This is a genomic window from Aeromicrobium sp. SP1 (assembly GCF_055663785.1).
This window is the reverse complement of the sequence record NZ_JBQVVK010000001.1, coordinates 2,236,240-2,261,594: the sequence shown is the minus strand read 5'-3', so window position 1 is coordinate 2,261,594 and position 25,355 is coordinate 2,236,240. Positions and strand designations below refer to the sequence as shown.

Annotated in this window: 22 protein-coding genes; 19 read left to right on the top strand and 3 right to left on the bottom strand. The window is 70.1% G+C overall.

Going from position 1 to position 25,355, the window contains the following annotated elements:
* Positions 1–17: 17 nt before the first annotated feature.
* Together ACT26F_RS11170 and ACT26F_RS11165 are read left to right on the top strand one after the other, a co-directional pair.
* Positions 18–1,613 carry a GMC family oxidoreductase gene (locus ACT26F_RS11170; RefSeq protein ID WP_471670607.1) on the top strand — a complete coding sequence of 532 codons (1,596 nt, stop codon included), beginning with the start codon at positions 18–20 and terminating at the stop codon, positions 1,611–1,613.
* A gap of 1 nt (position 1,614) precedes the next feature.
* Positions 1,615–3,144 carry an aldehyde dehydrogenase family protein gene (locus ACT26F_RS11165; RefSeq protein ID WP_471670606.1) on the top strand — a complete coding sequence of 510 codons (1,530 nt, stop codon included), beginning with the start codon at positions 1,615–1,617 and terminating at the stop codon, positions 3,142–3,144.
* Positions 3,145–3,196: 52 nt separating this feature from the next.
* On the opposite strand, the gene ACT26F_RS11160 is transcribed toward ACT26F_RS11165, so the two are convergent.
* Positions 3,197–4,396, bottom strand: a complete 1,200-nt coding sequence (locus ACT26F_RS11160; RefSeq protein WP_471670605.1) for a fibronectin type III domain-containing protein — start codon at positions 4,394–4,396, stop codon at positions 3,197–3,199.
* Between the two features lie 110 nt (positions 4,397–4,506).
* Between ACT26F_RS11160 and ACT26F_RS11155 the strand changes: the two genes are divergently transcribed.
* Positions 4,507–5,274, top strand: a complete 768-nt coding sequence (locus ACT26F_RS11155) for an SGNH/GDSL hydrolase family protein (protein WP_471670604.1) — start codon at positions 4,507–4,509, stop codon at positions 5,272–5,274.
* Positions 5,275–5,346: 72 nt separating this feature from the next.
* Here the strand turns inward: ACT26F_RS11155 and ACT26F_RS11150 are convergent, their stop codons facing one another.
* Both ACT26F_RS11150 and ACT26F_RS11145 read right to left on the bottom strand, forming a co-directional pair.
* Positions 5,347–6,516, bottom strand: coding sequence for a DNA glycosylase AlkZ-like family protein (locus tag ACT26F_RS11150; protein ID WP_471670603.1), 1,170 nt, complete (start codon positions 6,514–6,516; stop codon positions 5,347–5,349).
* Between the two features lie 67 nt (positions 6,517–6,583).
* Positions 6,584–7,831 (bottom strand): isochorismate synthase, encoded by a 1,248-nt coding sequence (locus ACT26F_RS11145; protein WP_471670602.1) that lies wholly within the window; start codon positions 7,829–7,831, stop codon positions 6,584–6,586.
* Positions 7,832–7,890: 59 nt separating this feature from the next.
* On the opposite strand from ACT26F_RS11145, the gene ACT26F_RS11140 reads away from it, so the two are divergent.
* The 16 genes from ACT26F_RS11140 to ACT26F_RS11065 all read left to right on the top strand — a co-directional run bounded on the left by ACT26F_RS11140 (position 7,891) and on the right by ACT26F_RS11065 (position 25,351).
* The gene (locus ACT26F_RS11140) at positions 7,891–8,583 is read left to right on the top strand and encodes a demethylmenaquinone methyltransferase (protein ID WP_471670601.1); all 693 of its coding nucleotides are present in this window, start codon (positions 7,891–7,893) and stop codon (positions 8,581–8,583) included.
* A 147-nt stretch (positions 8,584–8,730) separates the two neighbouring features.
* Positions 8,731–9,090, top strand: coding sequence for an NADH-quinone oxidoreductase subunit A (locus ACT26F_RS11135; RefSeq protein WP_471670600.1), 360 nt, complete (start codon positions 8,731–8,733; stop codon positions 9,088–9,090).
* Positions 9,090–9,644: a NuoB/complex I 20 kDa subunit family protein gene (locus tag ACT26F_RS11130; RefSeq protein ID WP_471670599.1), complete on the top strand. Its 555-nt coding sequence runs from the start codon at positions 9,090–9,092 to the stop codon at positions 9,642–9,644. Before ACT26F_RS11135 ends, ACT26F_RS11130 begins: the two co-directional genes overlap by 1 nt.
* Positions 9,641–10,348, top strand: a complete 708-nt coding sequence (locus ACT26F_RS11125) for an NADH-quinone oxidoreductase subunit C (protein WP_471670598.1) — start codon at positions 9,641–9,643, stop codon at positions 10,346–10,348. Before ACT26F_RS11130 ends, ACT26F_RS11125 begins: the two co-directional genes overlap by 4 nt.
* Entirely contained in the window at positions 10,345–11,682 is a 1,338-nt protein-coding gene (locus tag ACT26F_RS11120) for an NADH-quinone oxidoreductase subunit D (RefSeq protein WP_471670597.1), read from the top strand. The genes ACT26F_RS11125 and ACT26F_RS11120 overlap by 4 nt, the downstream gene beginning before the upstream one ends.
* The gene (gene nuoE, locus ACT26F_RS11115; protein WP_471670596.1) at positions 11,679–12,491 is read left to right on the top strand and encodes an NADH-quinone oxidoreductase subunit NuoE; all 813 of its coding nucleotides are present in this window, start codon (positions 11,679–11,681) and stop codon (positions 12,489–12,491) included. Before ACT26F_RS11120 ends, nuoE begins: the two co-directional genes overlap by 4 nt.
* On the top strand, positions 12,484–13,791 hold the full coding sequence (gene nuoF / locus ACT26F_RS11110; protein WP_471670595.1) for an NADH-quinone oxidoreductase subunit NuoF: 1,308 nt from the start codon (positions 12,484–12,486) through the stop codon (positions 13,789–13,791). The genes nuoE and nuoF overlap by 8 nt, the downstream gene beginning before the upstream one ends.
* 118 nt (positions 13,792–13,909) lie before the next feature.
* A complete protein-coding gene (locus ACT26F_RS11105) occupies positions 13,910–16,303 on the top strand; it encodes an NADH-quinone oxidoreductase subunit G (RefSeq protein WP_471670594.1) in 2,394 nt (797 codons plus the stop codon).
* The gene (nuoH, locus tag ACT26F_RS11100) at positions 16,300–17,562 is read left to right on the top strand and encodes an NADH-quinone oxidoreductase subunit NuoH (RefSeq protein ID WP_471670593.1); all 1,263 of its coding nucleotides are present in this window, start codon (positions 16,300–16,302) and stop codon (positions 17,560–17,562) included. The genes ACT26F_RS11105 and nuoH overlap by 4 nt, the downstream gene beginning before the upstream one ends.
* The gene (nuoI, locus tag ACT26F_RS11095) at positions 17,559–18,152 is read left to right on the top strand and encodes an NADH-quinone oxidoreductase subunit NuoI (RefSeq protein WP_471670592.1); all 594 of its coding nucleotides are present in this window, start codon (positions 17,559–17,561) and stop codon (positions 18,150–18,152) included. Before nuoH ends, nuoI begins: the two co-directional genes overlap by 4 nt.
* Positions 18,149–18,970 carry an NADH-quinone oxidoreductase subunit J gene (locus ACT26F_RS11090; RefSeq protein WP_471670591.1) on the top strand — a complete coding sequence of 274 codons (822 nt, stop codon included), beginning with the start codon at positions 18,149–18,151 and terminating at the stop codon, positions 18,968–18,970. Before nuoI ends, ACT26F_RS11090 begins: the two co-directional genes overlap by 4 nt.
* On the top strand, positions 18,967–19,260 hold the full coding sequence (nuoK, locus tag ACT26F_RS11085; protein WP_471670590.1) for an NADH-quinone oxidoreductase subunit NuoK: 294 nt from the start codon (positions 18,967–18,969) through the stop codon (positions 19,258–19,260). Before ACT26F_RS11090 ends, nuoK begins: the two co-directional genes overlap by 4 nt.
* Before the next feature lie 9 nt (positions 19,261–19,269).
* Positions 19,270–21,150, top strand: coding sequence for an NADH-quinone oxidoreductase subunit L (gene nuoL / locus ACT26F_RS11080; RefSeq protein WP_471670589.1), 1,881 nt, complete (start codon positions 19,270–19,272; stop codon positions 21,148–21,150).
* Positions 21,150–22,694, top strand: coding sequence for an NADH-quinone oxidoreductase subunit M (locus tag ACT26F_RS11075; protein WP_471670588.1), 1,545 nt, complete (start codon positions 21,150–21,152; stop codon positions 22,692–22,694). Before nuoL ends, ACT26F_RS11075 begins: the two co-directional genes overlap by 1 nt.
* Positions 22,691–24,325, top strand: coding sequence for an NADH-quinone oxidoreductase subunit NuoN (gene nuoN / locus ACT26F_RS11070; protein ID WP_471670587.1), 1,635 nt, complete (start codon positions 22,691–22,693; stop codon positions 24,323–24,325). Before ACT26F_RS11075 ends, nuoN begins: the two co-directional genes overlap by 4 nt.
* 39 nt (positions 24,326–24,364) lie before the next feature.
* Positions 24,365–25,351 (top strand): polyprenyl synthetase family protein, encoded by a 987-nt coding sequence (locus ACT26F_RS11065; RefSeq protein ID WP_471670586.1) that lies wholly within the window; start codon positions 24,365–24,367, stop codon positions 25,349–25,351.
* The last annotated feature ends 4 nt before the right edge of the window (positions 25,352–25,355 follow it).

The window sequence follows — 25,355 nt, the reverse complement described above, 5'->3', positions numbered from 1 at the left end:
ACAGCGACGCTGTCACGATGGCAGGAGAGAGCATGGCCGACGAGTCCTTCGACTACATCGTCATCGGGGCGGGAAGTGCGGGGGGCGTCGTCGCTGCGCGCCTGACCGAGGACACCGACCGGCGAGTGCTGTTGTTGGAGGCCGGTCCCGTCGACGACGACGAGATGATCAAGATCCCGGCCGGCTTCAGCACCCTGTTCAAGTCGAAGTGGGACTGGAACTACGAGACGAGCCCGCAGAAGCACCTCGCCGGCCGCCGCGCGTACTGGCCTCGCATGAAGGCCCTGGGCGGCTGCTCGTCGATGAACGCCATGATCTACATGCGCGGCAACGCGGCCGACTACGACGAGTGGCGCGACGCCCACGGGGCGACCGGCTGGGGCTACGACGACGTGCTGCCGTACTTCGTGAAGTCCGAGTCGAACCGGCGGTTCTCGGGTCCGTACCACGGCACGGAAGGTCCCCTCGTCGTCGAGGACCGGCGCTTCACGCACGAGCTCACCGAGGCCTTCGTCGAGTCGGCCGTCGCCTCCGGGCTCAAGCGCAACTACGACTTCAACGGCGCGTCGCAGGAGGGCGCGGGCCTGTACCAGGTCACGCACCGCAAGGGCGAGCGCTGGTCCGTCGCCGACGCCTACATCCGGCCCGCGATGAGCCGACCCAACCTCACGGTGCGCACCGACGCGTTCGTGACGAAGGTGCTCGTCGAGGGCGGCCGCGCCACGGGCGTGGTCTACCGCAGTGGCGGGCAGGACGTCGTCGTGCGTGCCGAGGCCGAGGTGATCCTGTCCGGCGGCGCGATCAACAGCCCGCAGCTGCTCATGCTGTCGGGGATCGGGCCGGGCGCGCACCTGCGCGAGCACGGCATCGAGGTGCTCGTCGACTCGCCCGGCGTGGGCCAGAACCTGCAGGACCACCCGGTCGCCGGCACCCTCATCTACACGCGGGACACGACCGATCTGGCCGAGGCGGTCACGATCGGCAACCTGCTGCGCTGGAAGGCGACCCGCCGGGGCCCGCTCGTGTCGAACGTCGGCGAGGGCGGCGCGTTCTACTCGTCGCGCGACGACCTCGATCTTCCGGACATCCAGATCCACGCCGCCCCGTCCGGCTTCTACGACAACGGCCTGCACGAGTCCGTGCGACGCTCCGTGACGATCGCGCCGACCCTCGTCAACGTGCAGAGCCGCGGCCACGTCCGGCTGCGCTCGGCCGACCCGACGTGGCACCCCGAGATCGACCCGGCGTACTTCGACGACCGCGCCGACCTCGACGCGATGGTCGCCGGCTATCGGCGCATGCTCGAGATGGTGTGGCAGGGCCCGCTGCTGCGGCTGCTCGACGAGCCGTGGGAGCCCTCCACCCGCAACCCCTCCGACGACGACATCGTCGACGTCGTCTCCCGGCTCGGCCAGACGCTCTACCACCCGACATCGACGTGCGCCATGGGCACGGTCGAGGGCAGCGTCGTCGATCCGGAGCTGAAGGTCCACGGCGTGGACGGCCTGCGGGTCGTCGACGCCTCGGTCATGCCGCGCGTCCCGCGCGGCAACACGAACGCACCCACCATCATGATCGGTGAGAAAGCCGCCGATCTCATCCGAGGAGCCTGACATGACCACCACGATCGAACCGGACGCCACCTCGGCGGCCGACGCCCCGGAGCCGACGTTCGACTCCGTCAACCCGGCCACGGGGGATGTGGTCGGAACCCATCGGATCGACGGCCGTGAGCACGTCGACGCCGCCGTCGCCCGGGCCCGCGAGGCCGTGCAGTGGTGGCAGGGGATCGGCTTCGACGGCCGCAAGGAGTACCTGCTGCAGTGGCGCAGCGTGCTGACCCGTCGACTCGCCCAGGTCGCCGACCAGATCCACCGCGAGGGCGGCAAGCCGCACGGCGACGCGATGCTCGAGGCCGGACTCGCGATCGACCACATCGCGTGGGCCGCGAAGCACGCCGAGAAGATCCTCGGGCGGCAGAAGGTCGCCGCCGGCCTGCTGATGTCGAACCAGGCGGCGTACGTCGAGTACAAGCCGCTCGGCGTCGTCGGCGTGATCGGCCCGTGGAACTACCCGCTGTTCACGCCGATGGGGTCGATCGCCTACGCGCTCGCCGCGGGCAACACCGTCGTGTTCAAGCCCAGCGAGTACACGCCGGGCGTCGGCAAGCTGCTCGTCGACACGTTCACGGAGGTCGTCCACGGCCGCGGCGTGCTGAACCTCATCACGGGGCTCGGCGAGACCGGCAGCCTGCTGTGCACTGCCGGCGTCAACAAGCTGGCGTTCACGGGCTCGTCCGCGACCGGCAAGAAGGTCATGGCGGCGTGCGCGGAGACGCTCACCCCCGTCGTGATCGAGGCCGGCGGCAAGGACTCGCTCATCGTCGACGAGGACGCCGACCTCGCGGCCGCGGCCGAGGCCGCGCTGTGGTGCGGCATGGCGAACGCGGGCCAGACCTGCATCGGCACCGAGCGCGTCTACGTGCACGAGAAGGTCTTCGACCCGTTCATGTCCGAGCTGCTCGAGCAGGCCAAGGCGATCCGACCGGGCTACGACGACGGCGGCCTCTACGGTCCGGCGACGATGCCCAAGCAGCTCGACGTCATCCGGTCGCACATCGACGACGCCCTCGCGAAGGGCGGCACGGCGGCCCTCGGCGGCGCGGGTGCCGTGGGTGAGCGGTACGTGCAACCGACGATCCTGACCCACGTGCCCGAGGACTCGCTCGCCGTGACCGAGGAGACGTTCGGGCCCACGCTCGTCGTCAACCCGGTCAGGGACATGGACGAGGCGGTCGAGCTGACGAACGCGACGAAGTACGGCCTGGCCGGCGCCGTGTTCGGCAAGAAGCGCGCGATGGAGGTCGCCTCGCGGGTCCGCTCGGGCATGACGTCGGTCAACTCCGTCATCGCCTTCGCGGCCGTGCCGGGACTGCCGTTCGGCGGGGTCGGCGACTCGGGCTTCGGGCGCATCCACGGCCCCGACGGCCTGCGCGAGTTCACCTACCCGAAGGCCATCACGAAGCAGCGCATGAAGCCGCTCATCATGCTCACGTCGTTCACGCGTGACGCGAAGTCCGAGGGTCGCTTCGCCCAGCTGCTGACGATCCTGCACGGCGGCAGCAGCACCCTGCCCAAGAAGTGAGCGCGCGAATCGGGGCGGCACCGGTGGGTGCCCCCCCGATTCTGCGTTCCGACTACTTCTTGACCTTGAAGGACTTCTTCACCGTCGGTCCGAAGCCGGCCGAGTTCTTGGCCTTGACGTAGACGGTGTTGGTGCCGTTGCGCAGCTTGCTGCGAGCGACCTTGAGCGACTTCTTCGAGCCGCCGACGTTCTTCACGATGAGCGTCTTGCTGCCCTTCTTGACCACGATCCGGTAGCCCGTGATCGCGCCGCCGCCGTTGTCGGCCGGAGCCTTCCACGAGATGGTCCGCTTCGAGGCGGTCTTGGAGCCCTTGACCTTGAGCGACCGGACCTTGCTCGGCGCCTTGACGAACAGCGTCGAGAACACCGAGTAGTTGCCGTCGAGGTAGCTGGCCACCGCGAAGCCGCCGCCGGGCAGGACCGCGAGGCCGGTGGGCCAGTTCAGGCCGCTGGCGGGACCGCCGAGGACCTTGAGCGGTGCGTCATTGCCGTCGGCGTTGTTGGCGAACACGCGGACCGATCCGGGCGTGAGCGTCGTGACGTGGACACGGCCCGCCGAGTCGGTGTCGATCCCGTTGATCTCGGTGGCCGGGAGCGCGTTGTTGACCGACTGCAAGGGCGTGGCCGCACCGTCCGCGGACGTGGAGTACGACCGCAGCTGGGTGCCGCTGGGGACCCAGACCTTCGATCCGGCGACGGCGATCGAGAAGCCGTTGCCCAGGCCGGTCACCGTCCGCTCGGCCGTCGCCGGGGACCCCGAGGCCGACGGTGAGTAGACGTTGTAGCCGTTCGTCTTGCGGACGTAGATCTCGCCGCCGGCGATGTCGATGCCCCAGCTCGAGGTGGCTCCGGTGCCGAACGACTTCACGGGGGCGACGTTCCCGTTCGCGCCGGGAGCGTAGACGTTCACTGCGCCGCCGTTGTTGATGACGTACAGGAAGCCGTTGGAGTCGAGGGCCACGTCGCGCGGAGTCGCCAGGCCGGTGGCCGCACCGCTGATGCGGCGCAGTGGCGAGGACGGCCCGGAGGCGTTCTTGCGGTGGACGACGATCGAGTTGTTGTTCTGGGACGCGACGTAGATGTTGCCGGCCCCGTCGTCCTCGATCCCGATGGGACCGGAGAGCTCGCCGCTCACCTTCTTCGTCGGAGGCTTGTCCACGTTGGTGGCGGCCGAGGCCGGGGAGGCGACGGCGAGCAGCCCGCCGACGAGACCTGCCGTCGTCGCGACCGCGAGGGTGCGTGTGATGTTCATGGGAGTGTCCAATCTGTCCGGGAGGTGTGACCCATGACGGTGGTGAGCCCGGCCCCGCGGCCCTGAGACGTGCACGGAGTCGATTGGGACCGCGGGCGTAACCTCTTCTGGTGACCTTTTCGCGCTATGTGGCCCTCGGAGACTCCTTCACGGAGGGTGTCGGCGACCCCGATCCGAGCCGCCCCAACGGCGTCCGCGGCTGGGCCGACCGACTCGCCGAGGCGCTCGACCGGAGCCAGGGCGGCGGCCTCGAGTACGCGAACCTCGCGATCCGCGGCCGGAAGCTGCGGCCGATCGCCGCGGAGCAGCTCGAGCCGGCGGTCGCGATGCGTCCCGACCTCGTGACGCTCTACGCCGGGGCCAACGACATCATGCGACCGAAGGTCGACCTCGAGGCGCTCATGGCCGACTACGACGCGATGGTCTCGCGGCTGGCCGCGACCGGCGCGCGGGTCGTGCTGTTCACGCCGTGCGACCCGGGCACGTCGAAGACCTACGCCCTCGTCCGTGGACGCTTCGCCCTCTACGGCGAGCACGTCCGCGAGATCGCCGACCGGCACGGCGCGACGCTCGTCGACTACTGGCGACTGCGCGAGTACCGCGACACGCGCCTGTGGGACACCGACCGGATGCACATGTCGTCGGCGGGCCACCAGCGCATGGCGATCGCGGTGCTGGACGCCCTGGGCGTCGACCATGACCTCGAGCCCCTGCCGTTGAAGGAGTACCCGCCGCTGTCGGCGCAGGAGCGCCGGGCCGCGAACGTGCAGTGGGCGAAGGAGTACCTGGGGCCGTGGGTCAAGCGCCGGGTCACCGGCCGCTCCAGCGGCGACGGCCTCTCGCCCCGCCGCCCCGACCCCCAGCCCCTCGGCGCGTGAACCGCTGGCGGTGACGTTCGCGGGGTGAACTCGCCGCCTTCACCCCTCGAACGTCACTCCCATCGGCCCGCCTCAGGCCCGCAGTTCCTTCTCGACGGGGGTCCAGCCGCGGGCGCGGGCCTTGACGACCGTGCCGTCGATGAGTTCCTCGAGGCGTCCGGCGCGGGTTGCGATCGCCGCGGTCGCCTCGCGACCGACGTCGGCGAGCAGCCTCGTCGCGACCGTGCCGTCGTCGCGGATCGCCCAGCCGCCGACGATCTCGCCGTCGGCCCAGATCGTCGGCCCGGCGTTGCCCGTCGTGTCGAAGACCCGCTCGGCATGCGGTCCGAGGTACCAGCCGCGGTCCTTCCAGCCCATCGTGGTCGGGTCGAGTGCCGGCAGCAGCGCCACCCAAGGTCCGGGGTCGGGCGTCGTCCCCATGTCGCCGGCCAGGACCAGCGCCGTGCCCGTGTCGGTGTCGACCTCGACGGTGTCGAGGGCGGCGAGGGCCCGGGTCGTCTCGCCCTTCGTCCAGCCGGCCCACCACTGCAGGTCGTCGGCGCGGGCCGGCCCGAACCGGGCGAGCCAGCGTCCGGCCAACGCGGCCTGGGCGTCCGCGGCGTCGGGTGCCGGCGGCAGGTCGGGCAGCCAGCTGCGCATCGCCGACCAGCGGAACTGCGTCGAGGCCCACGTTCCCGCCGGACGCGTGCGGACGACGTGGCCCTCGGCCGAGGTCAGCGTCAGCAGCCGGCTCGCGATCGACTGGCTCGTCGCGTACTTCGTGCCCGCGCCGATCTCGATGCGGGTGGCCAGGATCGGGTCGGCAGCCGCCAGGTCGGCACTGCTGAACACGTCGAGACGCTCGTAGGCGGCGAGCGCGGCGGCGTGGGCCGTGTCGAGCCACTCGACCGCATCGGGGATGCCGGAGGCGGCGACCATCTTCTCCAGCTTGCGCCGCTCGCTCGCGGCCACCGAGCGGTCGCACGCGGCCAGCGCGGTCGGCACGAGGTCGCTGGGCACGGCGAACACGGTGCGCCGCATCGCCAGGACGCGGGTCAGCGTGCGGTCGATGTAGAGGGCGCGCTGGATCGGGTCGATCGAGGGATCGCGCAGCCGCGCGAGCACCGAGAGCATCATCGACGCCGGGTCGGTGCTGTGCAGCGCGACGAGCGCTTCGGCGACCTCCTCGGGCGTCGCGAGCGGGGCGACCAGTGCGTGCCGGACGCCGAGGCGCCGGCGCCGCTCCGCCGTGTCGAGGTGCATGCCCCGACCCTAGGACGGTGATCTCGAGACGCGGCTCGTGCCTCGCCGGCTACTCGATCACCGGACGTCAGGACAGGGCGTCACGCACGGGGATGAGCTTGGCGTCGGACTCGGCCAGCTCGTCGGCGGGCTCGGAGTCCGAGACGATGCCGCAGCCGGCGAACATGCGCACGCCGCGGGCGTCAGGATCGAGTCGGGCCGAGCGCAGGCCGATGCCCCACTCGCCGTCGCCCGAGGCGCCGATCCAGCCCACCGGCCCGGCGTAGCGGCCGCGGTCGAGGTGCTCGATCTCGGCGATGAGCCGCACGGCCTCGTCGGTCGGGGTGCCGCCGACCGCGGCGGACGGGTGCAGCGAGGCGACGAGGGACAGGGCGCCGGAGTCGTCGCGCAGGACGCCCGTGACGTCCGTGGCCAGGTGCATGACGTTCGGCAGGTGCAGCACGAAGGGCGACTCCGGCACGTTCATGCCCGTGCAGTGGGGAGCGAGCGCGTCGGCGACCGAGCGCACGGCGTACTCGTGCTCCTCGAGGTCCTTGCTCGAGCGGGCGAGCGATGCCGCGAGGGCGAGGTCGTGGGTGTCGTCGCCCGTGCGCCGGATCGTGCCGGCGAGGACCCGAGACGTGACCAGACCGCCGTCGAGCCGGACGAGCATCTCGGGGGTCGAGCCGAAGAAGCCGTCGACGTGGAACGTCCAGCAGCTCGGGTAGCGCTCCGCGAGCCGGGCGAGCGGCGAGCGCAGGTCGAGCGGTTCGTCGAACGTCGCGTCGACCGATCGCGCCAGCACGACCTTGTCGAGCTCGCCGGCCTGGATCCGGTCGACGGCGCGCCGGACCGTCTCGGACCACGCGCGACGTGCGTCCTCGTTGCGGTGGAACCGGGTGCCGACCGGATCGGCGGCGGCGCCGTGCGCGAGGACCGGTGTGGTGTTGAGTGCCCGACCGATCGTCGTGACCCAGCTGCGGCCGTCGCGGCGGCCCACGACGATCTCCGGGACGACGAGGGTCGATCCGGGCTGCGCGGCGAACGTGAACGTGCCGAACGCCACGAGACCGCTGCCGGGCGCCTCGATCTCGTCGCGAACCACGGCCGACTCGACGACCTCGTCCCACCAGCCGTCGGCGTCCTCGAAGCGGCCGGTGCCGTCGGGCTCGAACGAGGCGGCGCGCCCCCAGCCGATCAGTCCGTCGCCGCCGTGCACCCACGCGAGCGCGTCGGGGGAGGGGGGCAGCAGGCCGATCAGCTCGCCGGGATCGGCGATCTCGCGGGTGCGGGCGACGAGCGGTTCGACTCGCCCGTCCGGCGCCAGCGTGCTCACCGGACCACCCTACTCGCGGCGGTCCAACCTGCGTGGGCGAGGCGTGAGAGGGTGGCCACGTGAGAGCTGGGCTGGACAAGGACCCCCGTGACGTCGCGCGCATGTTCGACGACGTCGCCGCGAAGTACGACCTGACCAACGACGTGCTGTCGATGGGCCAGGACCGCCGCTGGCGCAAGCGCGTCGTCGAGCTCGTCGACCCGCAACGCGGTGAGCGCATCCTCGACCTCGCGGCCGGGACCGGTACCTCCAGTGCGCCGTTCGCCGAGGCCGGTGCCTTCGTCGTGCCGTGCGACTTCTCGATCGGCATGCTCGAGGTCGGCAAGCAGCAGTTCCCCGGCCTGGACTTCACCGCCGGCGACGGGATGCGGCTGCCGTTCGCCGACGGCGTGTTCGACGCCGTCACCATCTCGTTCGGCCTGCGCAACATCCACGACCCGCTCGAGGGCCTGCGCGAACTGCTGCGGGTGACCCGCCCCGGCGGCAGGATCGTGGTGTGCGAGTTCAGCACGCCCACGTGGGCGCCGTTCGAGACCCTGTACTCGAACTACCTCATGCGCGCCCTGCCGGCGATCGCGCGGCGGACGTCCTCCAACCCCGAGTCCTACGTCTACCTCGCCGAGTCGATCCGTTCGTGGCCCGACCAGCGCGGCCTGGCGGTCCGAATGGCCGAGGCCGGCTGGGGGCCCGTCACGTGGCGCAACCTCAGCGGCGGCATCGTGGCGCTGCACCACGCCCGACGTCCCGACTGAGGCTCCTGCCCCGACCCGGCTGGGCCTCGAACGGCCCGACACTTAGTGTTGCCTTAGTCACACCATGGTCCGGCAGGGTCATACAGTGAAGTCCCACGAGCCTGTGAAGATCTTCACAAGGTTCGCCGACCGTTGGCTGGAGGCGATGTGAACGAGTACATCCCCATCTTGGTACTGGGCGGCCTCGCGTTCGCCTTCGCGCTGTTCAGCGTCGGCATCGCCCCGTTCACCGGGCCCGCCCGGTACAACCGGGCCAAGCTCGACCGCTACGAGTCGGGCATCGAGCCCAGCCCGCTGCCCGAGGGCGGCGGCCGGGTCTCCATCAAATACTTCTTCACGGCGATGATGTTCATCGTCTTCGACATCGAGATCGTGTTCCTGTACCCGTTCGCCGTGGCGTTCGACCAGCTGTCGTGGTTCGCGTTCTTCGCCGTCATGCTCTTCCTGCTCAACATCACGATCGCGTACGTCTATGAATGGCGTCGCGGGGGAATGGACTGGACCTGATGGGCCTCGAGGAAAAACTCCCCAGTGGCGTCCTGCTCTCGAGTGTCGAGGGTCTGGCCGGCTACTTCCGCAAGGCGTCGTTCTGGCCGGCGACGTTCGGCCTTGCCTGTTGCGCCATCGAGATGATGACGTTCGGCGCGCCACGGTTCGACTCGTCCCGGTGGGGTCAGGAGGTCTTCCGCCCCTCGCCGCGCCAGGCCGACCTGATGATCGTCGCCGGTCGCGTCAGCCAGAAGATGGCGCCCGTCCTGCGTCAGATCTACGACCAGATGCCCGGTCCCAAGTGGGTGCTCGCGATGGGCGTGTGTGCCAGCTCCGGCGGCATGTTCAACAACTACGCGATCGTCCAGGGCGTCGACCACATCGTCCCGGTCGACATGTACCTGCCCGGCTGCCCGCCGCGCCCCGAGATGCTCATCGACGCGATCTTCAAGCTGCACGACCAGATCCAGGGCACGAAGCTCGGCGCGCACCGGCTCGCCGAGATCTCCGACCAGGAGTCCGAGGCGCTGCTGGCCCTGCCGACCTCCGCACAGAAGGGACTCATGCGTTGAGCACGCAGGACGGCTCCCACGAGACCAGTGCCGAGCTGCAGAAGAGCGACGCCATCGAGCTCGAGGTCATCGAGGTGCGCGAGGGCTCCTTCGGCGTCCACGGCACGGGTGACACGAGCGGCTTCGGCGGACTCCAGCGCCCCGTGATGCTGCCCGGCGCGGCGACCGCGCCGTACGGCGGCTGGTACGACGAGGTGGCCGAGGCGCTCGCCGGCGGAGAGGGCCTGGCCGACGCGATCGAGAAGGTCGTCGTCGACCGCGGCGAGATCACCTTCTTCATCAAGCGGGCCCTGCTCAAGCAGACCGCCCAGCACCTGCGCGACGCGCCGACGCTGCGCTTCGAGATGCTCAGCGGCGTCAGCGGCGTGCACTACCTCGCCGACACCGGTCGCGAGCTGCACGCGGTCTACCACCTGCTCTCGATGACCCACAACCGGCGGATCCGCCTCGAGGTCACGTGCCCGGACGACGATCCGCACGTGCCGAGCGTCGTCGGCGTCTACCCGACCGCCGACTGGCACGAGCGCGAGACGTTCGACATGTTCGGCATCGTCTTCGACGGCCACCACGGACTGACCCGCATCCTCATGCCGGACGACTGGCCCGGCCACCCGCAGCGCAAGGACTATCCGCTCGGCGGCATCGACGTGGAGTTCAAGGGCGGGTTCATCCCTTCGCCGGACACGCGCAGGAGCTATTCATGACCGAGACCGTGAACGACCCGTACGCGGGCACCTCGGAGTCCGCCTCCGGGCCCGTCTTCAACGTGACCGGCGGCGACTGGGACACGATCCAGCCCGACGCCCTCGACGGCGACCGGCTCGTCATCAACATGGGTCCCCAGCATCCGTCGACGCACGGCGTGCTGCGGCTCATCCTCGAGATCGACGGCGAGCAGGTCCACGACGCCCGCGCCGGCATCGGCTACCTGCACACCGGCATCGAGAAGAACATGGAGTTCCGGACGTGGACGCAGGGCGTCACGTTCTGCACCCGCATGGACTACGTCGCCCCGTTCTCGACTGAGGCCTGCTACGTCGGCGCGGTCGAGAAGCTGCTCGACATCGAGGACCAGATCCCCGAGCGGGCGAAGGTCATCCGGGTCCTGATGCTCGAGCTCAACCGCATCTCCAGCCACCTCGTCGCGATCGCCACGGGCGGCATGGAGATCGGCGCCCTCACGGTCATGACGTGCGGCTTCCGCGACCGCGAGGAGATCCTCAAGGCGTTCGAGAGCATCACGGGACTGCGGATGAACCACGCGTACTTCCGACCCGGCGGCGTCGCCCAGGAGCTGCCCGAGGGCGAGCTCGACGACCTGCGCGATCTCGTGGCGCTGCTGAAGAAGCGGCTGCCGGAGTATGCGGCGCTGTGCAACGCGAACCCGATCTTCAAGGGCCGCCTCAAGGGCGTCGGACACCTCGACCTGGCCGGCGTCATGGCGCTGGGCATCACGGGCCCGATCCTGCGGTCGACGGGGATGGACTGGGACCTGCGCAAGAAGCAGCCCTACTGGGACTACGAGACCTACGACTTCGACGTCATCACGCGCGACGAGCCCGACGCCTACGGCCGGTTCATGATCCGCCAGTACGAGATGTGGGAGTCGCTCAAGATCGTCGAGCAGTGCCTCGACCGGCTCGAGCGCACGCAGGGCCAGCCGATCATGGTCGCCGACAAGAAGATCGCGTGGCCGGCACAGCTCTCGGTCGGCGCCGACGGCCAGGGCAACTCGCCCGAGCACATCCGGCACATCATGGGTGAGTCCATGGAGGCCCTGATCCACCACTTCAAGATCGTCACCGAGGGCTTCCGGGTCCCGGCCGGTCAGGCCTACTTCGCGGTCGAGTCGCCCAAGGGCGAGATCGCGTGCCACGCGGTCTCCGACGGCGGCACGCGGCCCTACCGGGCGCACTTCCGTGAACCCTCCTTCGTCAACCTGCAGGGCGTCTCGGTGATGAGCGAGGGCGGCATGCTCTCCGACGTCATCGTCGCGGTCGCCTCGATCGATCCCGTGATGGGCGGAGTTGACCGATGACCGAACAGATCTCCGAAGGTCTCACCGAGACCACGCTCGACGAGCTGCGCGAGCTGGCGGGACGCTACCCGCAGGGCCGCTCGGCGCTGCTGCCGATGCTGCACCTCGTGCAGTCCGCGCAGGGCCGCGTCACGAACGAGGGCATCGAGGCGTGCGGCCAGATCCTGGGCCTCACCGAGGCCGAGGTGTCCGCCGTCGCGACCTTCTACACGATGTACAAGCGCCGGCCCATGGGCACGCACCACGTCGGCGTCTGCACCAACACGCTGTGCGCGATCATGGGCGGCGACGAGATCTTCGAGCGGCTGTGCGGCCACCTCGACGTCGGCAACGACGAGACGAGCGCCGACGGCCAGATCACGCTCGAGAAGGTCGAGTGCAACGCGGCCTGCGACTTCGCCCCGGTCATGATGGTCAACTGGGAGTTCTTCGACAACCAGACGCCCGAGTCGGCCGTCGAGGTCGTGGACAAGCTGCGCGCCGGCGAGCCGGTGCAGGCCTCCCGCGGCGCGACGATCACGTCGTGGCGCGAGGCCGAGCGGGTCATCGGCGGCTTCGAGGACGGTCTCGTCGACGAGGGTCCGGCCGCCGCCGGCGCCTCGCTCGTGGGTCTGGAGATCGCGAACGAGCGCGGCTGGTCGGCACCGCCCATGAGTGCCTCCGGCACGCAGGCCGGGTCGGCGACGAAGGACGAGGCCGTCGCCGCGGCCGACACGTCGCGCGCCGAGTCCGAGACGGTGGCCGAACAGGCCGGTGCCGGCGTCGACGGTGGCGCCGACATCGAGGAGAGCGAGGGCAAGCATGACTGACACGCTGACTCCGGTCCTCACCGCGAACTGGGCCGACGACCGCGCGTGGACGCTCGACGCGTACACCGCGCGGGGCGGCTACCAGGCGCTGGACAAGGCCCTCACGATGGAGCCCGACGCGATCATCGAGGAGGTCAAGGACTCCGGCCTGCGCGGTCGTGGCGGCGCCGGATTCCCGACCGGCATGAAGTGGGGCTTCATCCCCCAGGACAACCCCAATCCGAAGTACCTCGTGGTCAACGCCGACGAGTCCGAGCCGGGCACCTGCAAGGACATCCCGCTCATGATGGCCAACCCGCACGTGCTGGTCGAGGGCGTCATCATCGCCTCCCGCGCGATCCGGGCGAACCACGCGTTCATCTACGTGCGCGGCGAGGTCCTGCACGTCATCCGCCGGCTGCGCGCCGCGGTCCGCGAGGCCTACGCGGCCGGCCACCTCGGCCAGGACATCCACGGCAGCGGCTACTCGCTCGACCTCGTGATCCACGCGGGTGCCGGAGCCTACATCTGCGGTGAGGAGACGGCGCTGCTCGACTCGCTCGAGGGTCGTCGCGGTCAACCCCGTCTGCGCCCGCCGTTCCCGGCCGTCGCCGGCCTGTACGCCTCGCCGACGGTCGTCAACAACGTCGAGTCCGTCGCCTCGGTTCCCGGCATCGTCCTCGGCGGCGCCGACTGGTTCGGCTCGATGGGCACCGAGAAGTCGAAGGGCCACGGCATCTTCAGTCTCTCGGGCCACGTCGCGAAGCCGGGCCAGTACGAGGCGCCGCTGGGCATCACGCTGCGCGAGCTGCTCGAGCTCGGCGGCGGTCTGCGCCCCGGCTCGGAGCTCAAGTTCTGGACCCCGGGCGGCTCCTCGACGCCGCTGCTGACCGCCGAGCACCTCGACGTCCCGCTCGACTTCGAGGGCGTCGGCGGGGCCGGCTCGATGCTCGGCACGCGCGCCCTGCAGATCTTCGACCAGACCACGTCGGTCGTGCGTGCGGTGCTGCGCTGGACCGAGTTCTACAAGCACGAGTCGTGCGGCAAGTGCACGCCGTGTCGTGAGGGCACGTGGTGGCTCGTGCAGACCCTGCGCCGCATCGACCAGGGAGAGGGCCAGCCGGGCGACATCGAGCTGCTGCTGGACCTGTGCGACAACATCCTGGGCCGCGCGTTCTGCGCCCTCGGCGACGGTGCCACGAGCCCCATCACGTCGGCGATCCAGTACTTCCGGGAGGAGTTCGAGGCCGGCATGAGCACGCCCAGCTCCGAGCTGTTCCCGCCCTCGGCCTCCACCCTGTTCGCGAAGGAGCGCGTCTGATGACCAACGCGTTGATCGAGTGCCGGCGAGGAACGAGCCGGTGTATCGAGATCATCGGTGGTTTCGATACGCCCCTCGTTCCTCGGGGCTACTCAACCACCGTGACCGGAGGTGTGCGATGACCGTCACCGAGCCGAACCCGACCGACACGACTCCGGTCGAGCTGGTCTCGCTCACGATCGACGACGTCGAGGTCAGCGTTCCGAAGGGCACGCTCGTGATCCGTGCCGCCGAGCTGATCGGGACCGAGATCCCGCGGTTCTGCGACCACCCGCTGCTGGCCCCGGCCGGCGCGTGCCGCCAGTGCCTCGTCGAGATCCCCGATGCCGGCAACGGCCGCGGGATGCCGAAGCCGCAGGCCTCGTGCACGCTCGAGGTCGCGCCCGGCATGGTCGTGCGCACGCAGGTGACGTCGCCCGTCGCCGACAAGGCGCAGAAGGGCATCCTCGAGTTCCTGCTCGCGAACCACCCGCTCGACTGCCCCGTGTGCGACAAGGGCGGCGAGTGCCCCCTGCAGAACCAGTCGCTCTCGCACGGTCACGCGGAGTCCCGCTTCATCGAGACGAAGCGCCTGTTCCCGAAGCCGCTGCCGCTGTCGTCGCAGGTCCTGCTCGACCGCGAGCGCTGCGTCCTGTGCCAGCGCTGCACACGCTTCCAGTCCGAGATCGCCGGCGATCCGTTCATCGCGCTGCTCGAGCGTGGCGCCAAGCAGCAGATCGGCATCGCCGAGGACGTCCCGTTCGGCTCGTACTTCAGCGGCAACACGATCCAGATCTGCCCCGTCGGCGCGCTCACGAGCGCCGACTACCGCTTCCGCTCGCGGCCGTTCGACCTGATCAGCGTCCCGTCGGTCACCGAGCACGACGCCTCGGGTGCCGCGATCCGCGTCGACCACCGCCGTGGCAAGGTCATGCGCCGGCTCGCCGGCGACGACCCCGAGGTCAACGAGGAGTGGATCACCGACAAGGACCGCTTCGCGTTCACGTGGTCGCGCCAGGACGACCGGCTGACGACGCCGCTCGTGCGCAACCCCGAGACCGGTGAGCTCGAGCCCACGTCGTGGCCCGGAGCGCTCGCCGTCGCGGCCCGCGGCCTGGCCGCCGCCGCCGGCAAGGCCGTCCTGACCGGAGGTCGCCTCACGGTCGAGGACGCCTACGCGTACGCGAAGTTCGCCCGCGTCGCGCTCGGCACGAACAACATCGACTTCCGCGCCCGCGCGACGTCCAAGGAGGAGACCGACTTCCTCACCGCCAAGGTCGCCGGCACCCCGATCGGCGTCTCGTACGCCGGGCTGGAGAAGGCCTCGACCGTCGTCCTCGTGGGCCTGGAGCCCGAGGACGAGGCCGGCGTGCTCTTCCTGCGGCTGCGCAAGGCCGCAAAGAAGCACGGCGTGAAGGTCGTCGCGATCGCGAGCCATGCGACGCGTGGCCTCACCAAGATGGACGGCACGCTCGTGCCGACCGTCCCGGGCGAGGAGGCCGCCGCGATCGAGGCGCTCGAACTCGACGGTGCCGCCGTGATCCTCGTGGGCGAGCGACTCGCCACGATCCCCGGCGCCCTGTCGGCCGTCGCCGCCAAGGCCGACGCCAGTGGCGCCCGGTTCGCGTGGGTGCCGCGTCGCGCGGGTGACCGCAGCGCCCTCGAGGCCGGCTGCTTGCCGACGCTGCTGCCCGGTGGTCGTCCCGTCGCCTCCGCCGAGGCGCGCGCCGACGTCGCCGCCGACTGGGGCGTCCCCTCGCTGCCCGACGCGGCAGGTCTGGACACCGACGCCATCGTGGCCGCCGCCGCGAGTGGCGAGCTCGGTGCGCTCGTCGTCGCCGGCGTCGACCTCGACGACCTCGCCGATCCGGCCGCGGCGCTCGCTGCCCTCCAGGCGGTCGACTTCCTGGTCAGCGTCGAGGTCCGCGAGAGCGCCGTCACGGCCCTGGCCGACGTCGTGCTGCCCGTCGCCCCGCCGGTCGAGAAGGCCGGCACCTTCGTCAACTGGGAGGGTCGCCCGCGGCCCTTCCTCAAGGTCCTGCGCGAGTCCCAGGCCCTGCCCGACGTGCGCGTGCTCGCCGGCATCGCCGAGGAGCTCGGCCGCCCGATCGGCGTCCGCACGCCCGAGCAGGCCGGCGACGAGTGGCGCGAGCTCGGTCCGTGGGACGGCAAGCGTGCCGGCTACCGACCGCGCAAGCCGGCCGCCGCCAAGGCCGCCGCCCGCAAGGTCGTCCTCGACACGTGGAAGCTGCTCGTCGACGACGGCAGCCTGCAGGACGGTGCCGACACGTACCGCCAGACCGCACGGGTGCCGGTGCTGCGCGCCAGCGCCGCGACCCTCGGCGCGTTCGGCGTCGATCCCGGCGGCCCCGCGACGATCACCGGCCCGGCCGGCTCGGCCGCGTTCCTGGCCGAGGTCGCCGATCTGCCCGACGGGGTCGTCTGGGCGCCCACGAACTCCGGCGTCCACCTCGGAGCCGCCCTCGGCGCCGGGCACGGCAGCCGGGTCACCCTCGCGGGAGGTCAGGCATGAGCCTCGATGAGCTGTTCGGCAACGATCCGTGGTGGGTCGTGTGCCTCAAGGCGCTGCTGATCTTCGTCTTCCTCGTGTTGATCACGCTGTTCAACATCTGGTTCGAGCGCAAGGTCGTCGCGCGCATGCAGCACCGCGTCGGCCCGCAGCGCTGGGGCCCGTTCGGCCTCCTGCAGGCCCTCGCCGACGGCGTCAAGCTGGGCCTCAAGGAGGAGATCTTCCCCAAGGCCGCAGACAAGGTCGTCTACTACATCGCGCCCCTGCTCGCCGTGATCCCCGCGTTCATCGCGTGGGCCGTCATCCCGTTCGGGCCGGTCGTGAACTTCTTCGGCCACGAGACCCCGCTGCAGTTGACCGACCTGCCCGTCGCCGTGCTGTACGTGCTCGCGGTCGCGTCGATCGGCGTCTACGGCATCGTCCTGGCCGGCTGGTCCTCCGGCTCGATCTACGCCCTGCTCGGTGGACTGCGCTCGAGCGCCCAGGTGATCAGCTACGAGGTCGCGATGGGCCTGTCGCTCGTCGCGGTGTTCATCTACGCCGGGTCGATGTCGACGTCCGAGATCGTCGCGGCGCAGGAGGACGTCTGGTTCTTCATCCCGCTGCTGCCGTCGTTCATCATCTACGTCATCTCGATGGTCGGCGAGACGAACCGCGCCCCGTTCGACCTGCCCGAGGCCGAGGGCGAGCTCGTCGGCGGCTTCCACACCGAGTACTCGTCGTTCAAGTTCGCGATGTTCTTCCTGGCCGAGTACATCAACATGGTGACCGTCTCGGCGCTCGCCACGACGATGTTCCTCGGCGGCTGGCGCGCCCCGTTCGGCATCGCGCAGATCTGGCCCGGCGCGAACGAGGACTACTGGCCCGTCCTGTGGTTCGTCGGCAAGCTGCTGTGCTTCATCTTCATGTACATCTGGCTGCGCGGGACCCTGCCGCGCATGCGCTACGACCAGTTCATGCACTTCGGCTGGAAGTGGCTCATCCCGATCGCGCTCGGCTGGATCGTCGCGCTGGCGTTCATCCGCAAGCTCCAGGTCGAGAACATGCTCGACCGGAACGTGATGCTGATCGCGGCCGGCGTGGCGGGCGTGCTGCTGATCGTGACGTTCTTCCTGCCGACGAAGGCCGAGGACGAGGAGCCCCTCGCCGACGAGCCTGCCGAGTTCGACGCGTTCGCCGGCGGCTACCCCGTCCCGCCCCTGCCGCACCAGCGCCAGGAGGCCACGACCGCACCCACCCGTGGGGAGAGTGAGCACCGATGAGCACGCTCAAGGAGACGCTCTGGGACCCGATCGCCGGCTTCGGCGTCACGTTCCGGACGATGTTCCGCAAGCCCGTCACCGAGAAGTACCCCTTCATGGACGGCAAGAAGCGCACGACCCAGGGGCCGACGGCTCCGCGGTTCCACGGTCGGCACCAGCTCAACCGTTGGCCCGACGGCCTCGAGAAGTGCGTCGGCTGCGAGCTGTGCGCCTGGGCCTGTCCCGCCGACGCGATCTACGTCGAGGGCGCCAGCAACGGCACGACCGACGACGAGCGGTTCAGCCCCGGTGAGCGCTACGGCCGCGTCTACCAGATCAACTACCTGCGCTGCATCCTGTGCGGGCTGTGCATCGAGGCGTGCCCGACTCGCGCGCTCACGATGACGAACATCTACGAGCTCGCCGACGACAACCGCGAGGACCTCATCTACGAGAAGGACGACCTGCTCGCCCCGCTGCTGCCGGGCATGCAGGCGCCGCCGCACGGGATGCTGATCAGCGACGACTCACACGACTACTACCGCGGCAAGCAGTTGCCGATCGTCGAGGTGTCGAACGGCGACGGCGCGAGCGGGGAGGTCGCGTCGTGACCGCGTTCTGGATCCTGTCCCCGGTCATGGTGATCGCGGCGATGGGACTGATCTTCGCGCGCAAGGCGGTCCACGCGGCGTTGTCCCTCGCGGTCGTCATGATCTGCCTCGCGATGCTCTACGCGGCCCAGGGCGCCCCGTTCCTGTTCGCCGTGCAGATCATCGTCTACACCGGCGCGATCATGATGCTGTTCCTGTTCGTGCTGATGCTCGTCGGCGTCGACACGACCGAGTCGGTCGTCGAGACGATCAAGGGCCAGCGCGCCGCCGCGGCCGTCCTCGGCATCCTGTTCGCCCTCGTGCTGGCCCTCGCGGTCGGCCAGGCGGTCTCGGCGGCCGTCGTCGGGCTGGGCAGCGCGAACGAGAACGGCAACGTCCACGGCCTCGCCGAACTGCTCTTCACGAAGTACGTCCTGGCGTTCGAGTTCACCGCCGCGCTCATGATCGTGGCCGTCCTCGGCGCCATGGTGCTCGCCCACCGCGAGCGTCTCGTCGACCCGCCCACGCAGATCGAGCTGCAGGAGCGCCGCCTGCGCGAGTACGCCGAGACCGGCCGCCACCCCGGCAACGCGCCCACCCCGGGCGTCTTCGCCCGGCACAACGCGGTCGACACCCCGGCGCTGCTGCCCGACGGCACCCCGCTGCCGGAGTCGGTGCCCGAGAGCCTCATCTCCCGCCACCAGGAGGCCGCCCCGCGCGACACGCACGAGGTCGAGGAGATCGTCGGCGAGATCGCCGCGACCGACCTCGAGCCGACCGAGCGACCCGCCACCACCGAGCATCCGGATCTCGACGGAACGAAGGGGGCGCCGCAATGACCGCCTATCTGACTCTGTCGATGCTGCTGTTCTCGATCGGCGCGATCGGCGTCCTGATCCGCCGCAACGCGATCGTCGTGTTCATGTGCGTCGAGCTCATGCTCAACGCGACGAATCTCGCGTTCGTGTCGTTCGCGCGCCAGCACGGGAACCTCGACGGACAGGTCGCGGCCTTCTTCGTCATGGTCGTCGCCGCCGCCGAGGTCGTCATCGGCCTGGCCATCATCGTGTCCATCTACCGCACGCGTCGCTCGGCCTCGGTCGACGAGGCGAACCTGCTGAAGGCCTAAGGAGTCGCGTTGCTGGACCAGTCCTGGCTGCTCATCGCCATCCCATTGGCGGGCGCCGCGCTCCTGTTGCTGTGGGGCAAGGAGTCCGACGCCTTCGGGCACCTCATCGCCACGGCGTGCTCGGGCGCCTCGTTCGTGCTCGGCGCCGTCATGTTCGCCCAGCTCGCCGGCCGTGACGAGGGCGACCGCTCGGTCACCTCGAACCTCGGCACGTGGATCCAGGCGGGCTCGTTCAACGTGGACTTCCAGTTCACGTTCGACACGCTCTCGAGCCTGTTCGTCCTGCTCATCACGGGCGTCGGCACGCTCATCCACGTCTACTCGATCGGGTACATGGAGCACGACGAGCGCCGCCGGCGCTTCTTCGCCTACCTGAACCTGTTCATCGCCGCGATGCTCACGCTCGTGCTCGCCGGCGACTACCTCGTGCTCTTCCTGGGCTGGGAGGGCGTCGGCCTGGCGTCCTACCTGCTGATCGGCTTCTGGCAGCACAAGCCGTCCGCGGCGGCCGCGGCCAAGAAGGCGTTCGTGCTCAACCGCGTCGGCGACCTCGGCATGGCCCTCGCGATCATGACGATGTTCGCGTGGTTCGGCACGACCTCGATCGCGGCGGTCAACCAGCAGGTCCACTCGGTCTCGGGGAACGTCGCCACGGCCCTCGGCCTGCTGCTGCTGCTGGGCGCGTGCGGCAAGTCCGCACAGGTGCCGCTGCAGGCGTGGCTGCTCGACGCGATGGAGGGCCCGACACCCGTCTCGGCGCTCATCCACGCCGCGACGATGGTCACCGCCGGCGTCTACCTGATCGTCCGCTCGCACGACATCTACGACGTCACGCCGACGGCGCGGAACTTCGTCGTCGCGGTCGGCCTCGTCACGCTGCTGGCCGGCGCATGGATCGGCTGCACGAAGGACGACATCAAGAAGGCGCTCGCCGGCTCGACGATGAGCCAGATCGGCTACATGGTGCTCGCGGCGGGCCTCGGTCCCGCGGGCTACGCCTTCGCGATCTTCCACCTGCTCACGCACGGCTTCTTCAAGGCCAACATGTTCCTTGGCGCCGGCTCGGTCATGCACGGCATGAACGACGACGTGGACATGCGGCACTACGGTGCGCTGCACCGGGCCATGCCGATCACGTTCTACACGTTCGGCATGGGCTACCTGGCGATCCTGGGCTTCCCCGGCACCTCGGGCTTCTTCTCCAAGGACAAGATCATCGAGGCCGCGCTGGCCCAGAACGTGTGGGTCGGCATCGCCGCGCTGATCGGCGCCGGCGTCACGGCGTTCTACATGACGCGCCTCATGCTGATGACCTTCCTCGGCCAGAAGCGCTGGCGCGAGGACGTCCACCCGCACGAGTCGCCGTCGGTCATGACGGTGCCGCTCATCGTGCTGGCCGCCCTGTCGCTGTTCGCGGGCGTCATGGCGCTCGGCGACTGGATCGAGGAGTGGCTCGAGCCGGCCACGGGGCACGCGGTGCACCACGAGCCGCCGCTGCCGCTGCTGGCCATCACCCTGATCGTCCTGCTGGTCGTCGCCGCCGGCGTCGTCCTCGCGTGGCTCCTCTACGGTCGCGGCACCGTGATCGCGGACGAGGCGCCGCCGGACTCGCAGGTGTCCGTGTTCACGCGGGCCGGTCGCAACGAGCTCTACGGCAACCAGATCAACGACGCCCTCGTCGTCCGTCCGGTCACCCACCTGACCCGCGCCCTCGTGTGGGCCGACGCCAGGGTCCTCGACGGTCTCGTGACCGGTGCGGCCGACCGCATCGGCGAGCTCTCCAGTGAGCTGCGCAAGCCCCAGACAGGTTTCGTCCGTTCCTACGCACTCATGGTGCTCGGAGGTGCTCTCGTGGTCCTGCTGGGCCTGCTGGCGGTGACGCTCGCATGATGCTCTCGCTGCTCATCGCCGTCCCGTTCCTCGGTGCGCTCGTCGTGGCGCTGCTCCCGCGGACCGACGACGGCCGGACCGCCAAGCTCGTCGCGGTCGGCGTCTCGATCCTGACCCTCGTGATGTCGGTCGCGCTGCTGAACCGGTTCGACATCGACAGCGGCGGCTACCAGCTGACCGAGGACGTCGAGTGGATCGGCGCCCTGGGCGTCCACTGGGCGCTCGGCGTCAACGGCATCGGCCTGACGATGATCTTCCTGACGACGGTGCTGACGCCGATCGTGCTGGTCGCGTCGTGGCGCGACAAGATCGACGAGCCGCGCCGCACGAACGCGTACTTCGCGTGGATGCTCGTGCTGGAAGCGCTCGCGCTGGGCGTGTTCGCCGCGACCGACGTCTTCTTGTTCTACGTCCTGTTCGAGGCCACGCTGATCCCGATCTACTTCCTGATCGGCGCCCACGGCACCGGCGCGCACCGCAGCTACGCCGCGGTCAAGTTCCTCGTCTACAACCTCGTCGGCGGACTCCTCATGCTCGCGTCGGTCGTCGGGCTCTACGTCCTCACGTCGCGCCAGGGCGGCGCCAGCTTCCTGCACGAGGACCTCATGGGCCTGTCGATGTCGGACACGACGGAGCGCCTGCTGTTCCTGGGCTTCTTCATCGCCTTCGCGATCAAGGCGCCGCTGTGGCCGCTGCACACGTGGCTGCCCGACGCGGCCGCCTCGGCCACGCCCGGCACCTCGGTGCTCATGGTCAGCGTGATCGACAAGGTCGGCACGTTCGGCATGATCCGCTGGTGCCTCGAGCTGTTCCCCGGCGCCTCCGACTGGGCCAGCCCGGTCGTGCTCGTGCTCGCGGTCATCAGCATCCTCTACGGTGCGCTGCTCGCGATCGGCCAGGACGACCTGCGCCGGCTCATCGCGCTCACGTCGGTGTCGCACTTCGGCTTCATCATCATGGGCATCTTCGCGTTCACGACGACGTCGATGGCCGGCTCGGTGCTCTACATGTTCAACCACGGTCTCTCGACCGCCGTGCTGTTCCTCGTCGCCGGCATGATGATCGTGCGCCGCGGCTCGGCCCGGATCAGCGACTTCGGCGGCGTCCAGAAGGTCGCTCCCGTGCTGTCCGGCGTGCTGCTGCTCGGTGGTCTGTCGAGCCTCTCGCTGCCGGGTCTGGCGCCGTTCGTCTCGGAGTTCCTCGTCCTCGCGGGGACGTTCACCCGGTCGATCCCGATCGCCACCGTCGCGACGCTCGGCATCGTGCTGGCCGCCGTCTACATCCTGCTCATGTACCAACGCACCATGACCGGTCCCGTGCGGCCTGAGGTCGCGGGGTTCAGCGACCTCTCGCACCGTGAGGTGGGTGCCCTGGCGCCCGCGCTCGTGCTGATCGTGGGTCTGGGCTTCCTGCCCCAGCCGCTGCTGTCGGTCATCAACCCGGCGGTCGACCCGGTGGTGCAGACGGTCGGGGTGGGTGATCCGCCGCTGCGCGGACCGATCGACCTGGAAGGCGACACGACGACGGAAGGGGGCCACGAATGAGCACGCTGCTGTCCGTCGTGCCGGCCGCCACCGACGCTCCCGACATCCTGGCCGCCGACATCGACTACTCCCAGTTGTCGCCGCTCATCGCGATCTTCGTGGCCGCGATGGTCGGACTCCTCGTCGAGATCACCGTGCCCCGGCGCGCCCGATTCGTGACGCAGTCGATCGTGGCGGTCGCGGGCACCCTCGTGACGCTCGCGCTGACCGTGTGGGTCTACCTCGGACTCGACTCGATCGAGGACGCTACGTGGCCCGCACGTGGCGCGACCGGTGCCGAGGGCGCCGTGTCCGTCGACGGTCCCGGCGTCCTGACGTGGGCGATGCTGCTGGTCTTCGGCGCCCTGTCGTTCCTGCTCTTCGCCGAGCGGCACCACGAGGGCGGTCTGAGCGACTTCATCGGCCGCGCCGCCGACGCCCCGGGCTCGCCCGGCGAGGCCGAGGCCACGAAGGCGCGGCTCGAGCACACCGAGGTCTTCCCGCTCGCGCTGTTCGCGCTGTCGGGCATGATGCTCTTCGCCGTCTCGAACGACCTCATCACGATGTTCGTCGCCCTCGAGGTGCTGTCGCTGCCGCTGTACGTGCTGTGCGGCGTGGCCCGCCGTCGCCGCCTGCTCAGCCAGGAGGCGTCGATGAAGTACTTCCTGCTGGGTGCGTTCTCGTCGGCGTTCTTCCTGTACGGCGCAGCGCTGGCCTACGGGTACTCCGGCAGCCTCAACCTGAGCGAGATCGACACGGCCGTGTCCGCGCGCACCGACGAGGGTCCGCTGCTGCTGGCCGCGATCGCCCTGCTGCTCGTGGGCCTGCTCTTCAAGGTCGGTGCGGTGCCCTTCCACAGCTGGACGCCCGACGTCTACCAGGGCGCTCCGACGCCGGTCACCGCGTTCATGTCCGCTGCCACCAAGGCGGCTGCCTTCATCGCGATGCTGCGCGTGCTGTTCGTCGCGTTCGGCGGCGCGAACTGGGACTGGCGCCCGGTGCTGTGGGTCGTCGCGGTCATCACGATGCTGCTCGGCTCGATCGTCGCGATCAGCCAGACCGACGTGAAGCGCATGCTGGCCTACTCCTCGATCGCGCACGCGGGCTTCCTGCTGGTCGGACTCTCGGGTGCCTACCTCGGGACGAAGGACGGCGCCGCGATCACCTCGGTCTCCGCGGTGCTGTTCTACCTGCTGGTCTACGGCATCGGCTCGATCGGCGCGTTCGCGATCGTCACGGTCGTCCGCGACTCGTCGGGCGAGGCGACGCACCTGTCCAAGTGGGCGGGGCTCGGCAAGGAGTCCCCGTTCCTGGCCGGCGCGTTCGCGTTGTTCATGCTGTCCTTCGCGGGCATCCCGCTCACGGCGGGCTTCATCGGCAAGTGGACGGTGTTCAGCGCCGCCTGGGCGGGCGGGGCCTGGCTCCTGGTCGTCATCGGCGCGCTGTGCAGTGCGATCGCCGCGTACTTCTACGTCCGGGTCATCGTGCTGATGTTCTTCACCGATCCGGTCGGCGAAGGGCCGACGGTCGCGGCCGCGGGCGTGCCGACTACCGTGGTCATTGCCTTGGCCGTGATCGCGACGGTCGTGCTCGGCATCGTGCCGGGTCCGATCCTCGATCTGGCCCAGCACGCCGGCGTCTTCGTACGCTAGCGGCACCGTGTAGTCGATCGGGTCGGAAGGAAGTGGACCGTGGCCAGCGTCGGGTCGTTCGCTGATGCCGCGCTGGAGGAGCGCGTCTCGTCCAGCGTCGAGCGTGCCGAGGAGTTGCTCGCACGGCAGGCACACAGCAACGAGCCGTTGGTCGCCGAGGCCGCAGCGCACCTGCTGCAGGCCGGCGGCAAGCGGTTCCGTCCGTTGCTCATGATGCTGTGCGCCGAGTTCGGCGACCCGACGGCGCCGGACATCGTGCCGGCCGCGGTCGTCGTCGAGCTGACGCACATGGCGACGCTCTACCACGACGACGTCATGGACGAGGCCGCGATGCGTCGCGGAGCCCCGAGCGCCAACGCGCGCTGGGACAACTCGGTGGCGATCCTCGTCGGCGACTTCCTGTTCGCCCGGGCCTCGTCGCTCGTGGCGGACCTCGGTCCGGACGCCGTGCGCATCCAGGCCGACACGTTCGCCCGTCTCGTGCACGGCCAGATCCGCGAGACCCTCGGCCCCGGTGTCGACGACGACCCGCTGCAGCACTACCTGTCCGTCGTCGCCGACAAGACCGGCTCGCTCATCGCGACCGCGGCCCGCTTCGGCGCGATGATGTCGGGTGCGGGCCCGGACATCGAGGCGACCCTGCTGGAGTTCGGCGAGCGCATCGGCCTCGCGTTCCAGCTGGCCGACGACATCATCGACATCGCGAGCGACGCCGACGACTCGGGCAAGGTCCCGGGCACCGACCTGCGCGAGGGCGTCCCGACCCTGCCGACCCTGCTGGTCCAGCAGTCGCCGGTCGACGGCGACGAGCGCCTGCACGCGCTGCTGGGCGGTCCGATCCTCGACGAGGACGACGTCCAGTGGACGATCCGGGCGCTGCGCGAGCACCCCGCGATGGACCAGGCGCGCGACTACGTCCGCGCGGAGGCCGACGCCGCCCGCGCCCTGCTCGACAAGCTGCCCGCGGGATCGGCCCGCGACGCCCTCGACGCCCTCTGCACCCGCTCCACCCAGCGCCTCGGTTGACCCA

Coding starts and splice junctions, on each gene's coding strand:
- ACT26F_RS11170 (WP_471670607.1), top strand. CDS start 18: ATGGCAGGAGAGAGCATGGCCGACGAGTCCTTCGACTACATCGTCATC.
- ACT26F_RS11165 (WP_471670606.1), top strand. CDS start 1,615: ATGACCACCACGATCGAACCGGACGCCACCTCGGCGGCCGACGCCCCG.
- ACT26F_RS11160 (WP_471670605.1), bottom strand. CDS start 4,396: ATGAACATCACACGCACCCTCGCGGTCGCGACGACGGCAGGTCTCGTC.
- ACT26F_RS11150 (WP_471670603.1), bottom strand. CDS start 6,516: ATGCACCTCGACACGGCGGAGCGGCGCCGGCGCCTCGGCGTCCGGCAC.
- ACT26F_RS11130 (WP_471670599.1), top strand. CDS start 9,090: ATGGGCCTCGAGGAAAAACTCCCCAGTGGCGTCCTGCTCTCGAGTGTC.
- ACT26F_RS11120 (WP_471670597.1), top strand. CDS start 10,345: ATGACCGAGACCGTGAACGACCCGTACGCGGGCACCTCGGAGTCCGCC.
- nuoE (WP_471670596.1), top strand. CDS start 11,679: ATGACCGAACAGATCTCCGAAGGTCTCACCGAGACCACGCTCGACGAG.
- nuoF (WP_471670595.1), top strand. CDS start 12,484: ATGACTGACACGCTGACTCCGGTCCTCACCGCGAACTGGGCCGACGAC.
- ACT26F_RS11105 (WP_471670594.1), top strand. CDS start 13,910: ATGACCGTCACCGAGCCGAACCCGACCGACACGACTCCGGTCGAGCTG.
- nuoH (WP_471670593.1), top strand. CDS start 16,300: ATGAGCCTCGATGAGCTGTTCGGCAACGATCCGTGGTGGGTCGTGTGC.
- nuoI (WP_471670592.1), top strand. CDS start 17,559: ATGAGCACGCTCAAGGAGACGCTCTGGGACCCGATCGCCGGCTTCGGC.
- nuoK (WP_471670590.1), top strand. CDS start 18,967: ATGACCGCCTATCTGACTCTGTCGATGCTGCTGTTCTCGATCGGCGCG.
- ACT26F_RS11075 (WP_471670588.1), top strand. CDS start 21,150: ATGCTCTCGCTGCTCATCGCCGTCCCGTTCCTCGGTGCGCTCGTCGTG.
- nuoN (WP_471670587.1), top strand. CDS start 22,691: ATGAGCACGCTGCTGTCCGTCGTGCCGGCCGCCACCGACGCTCCCGAC.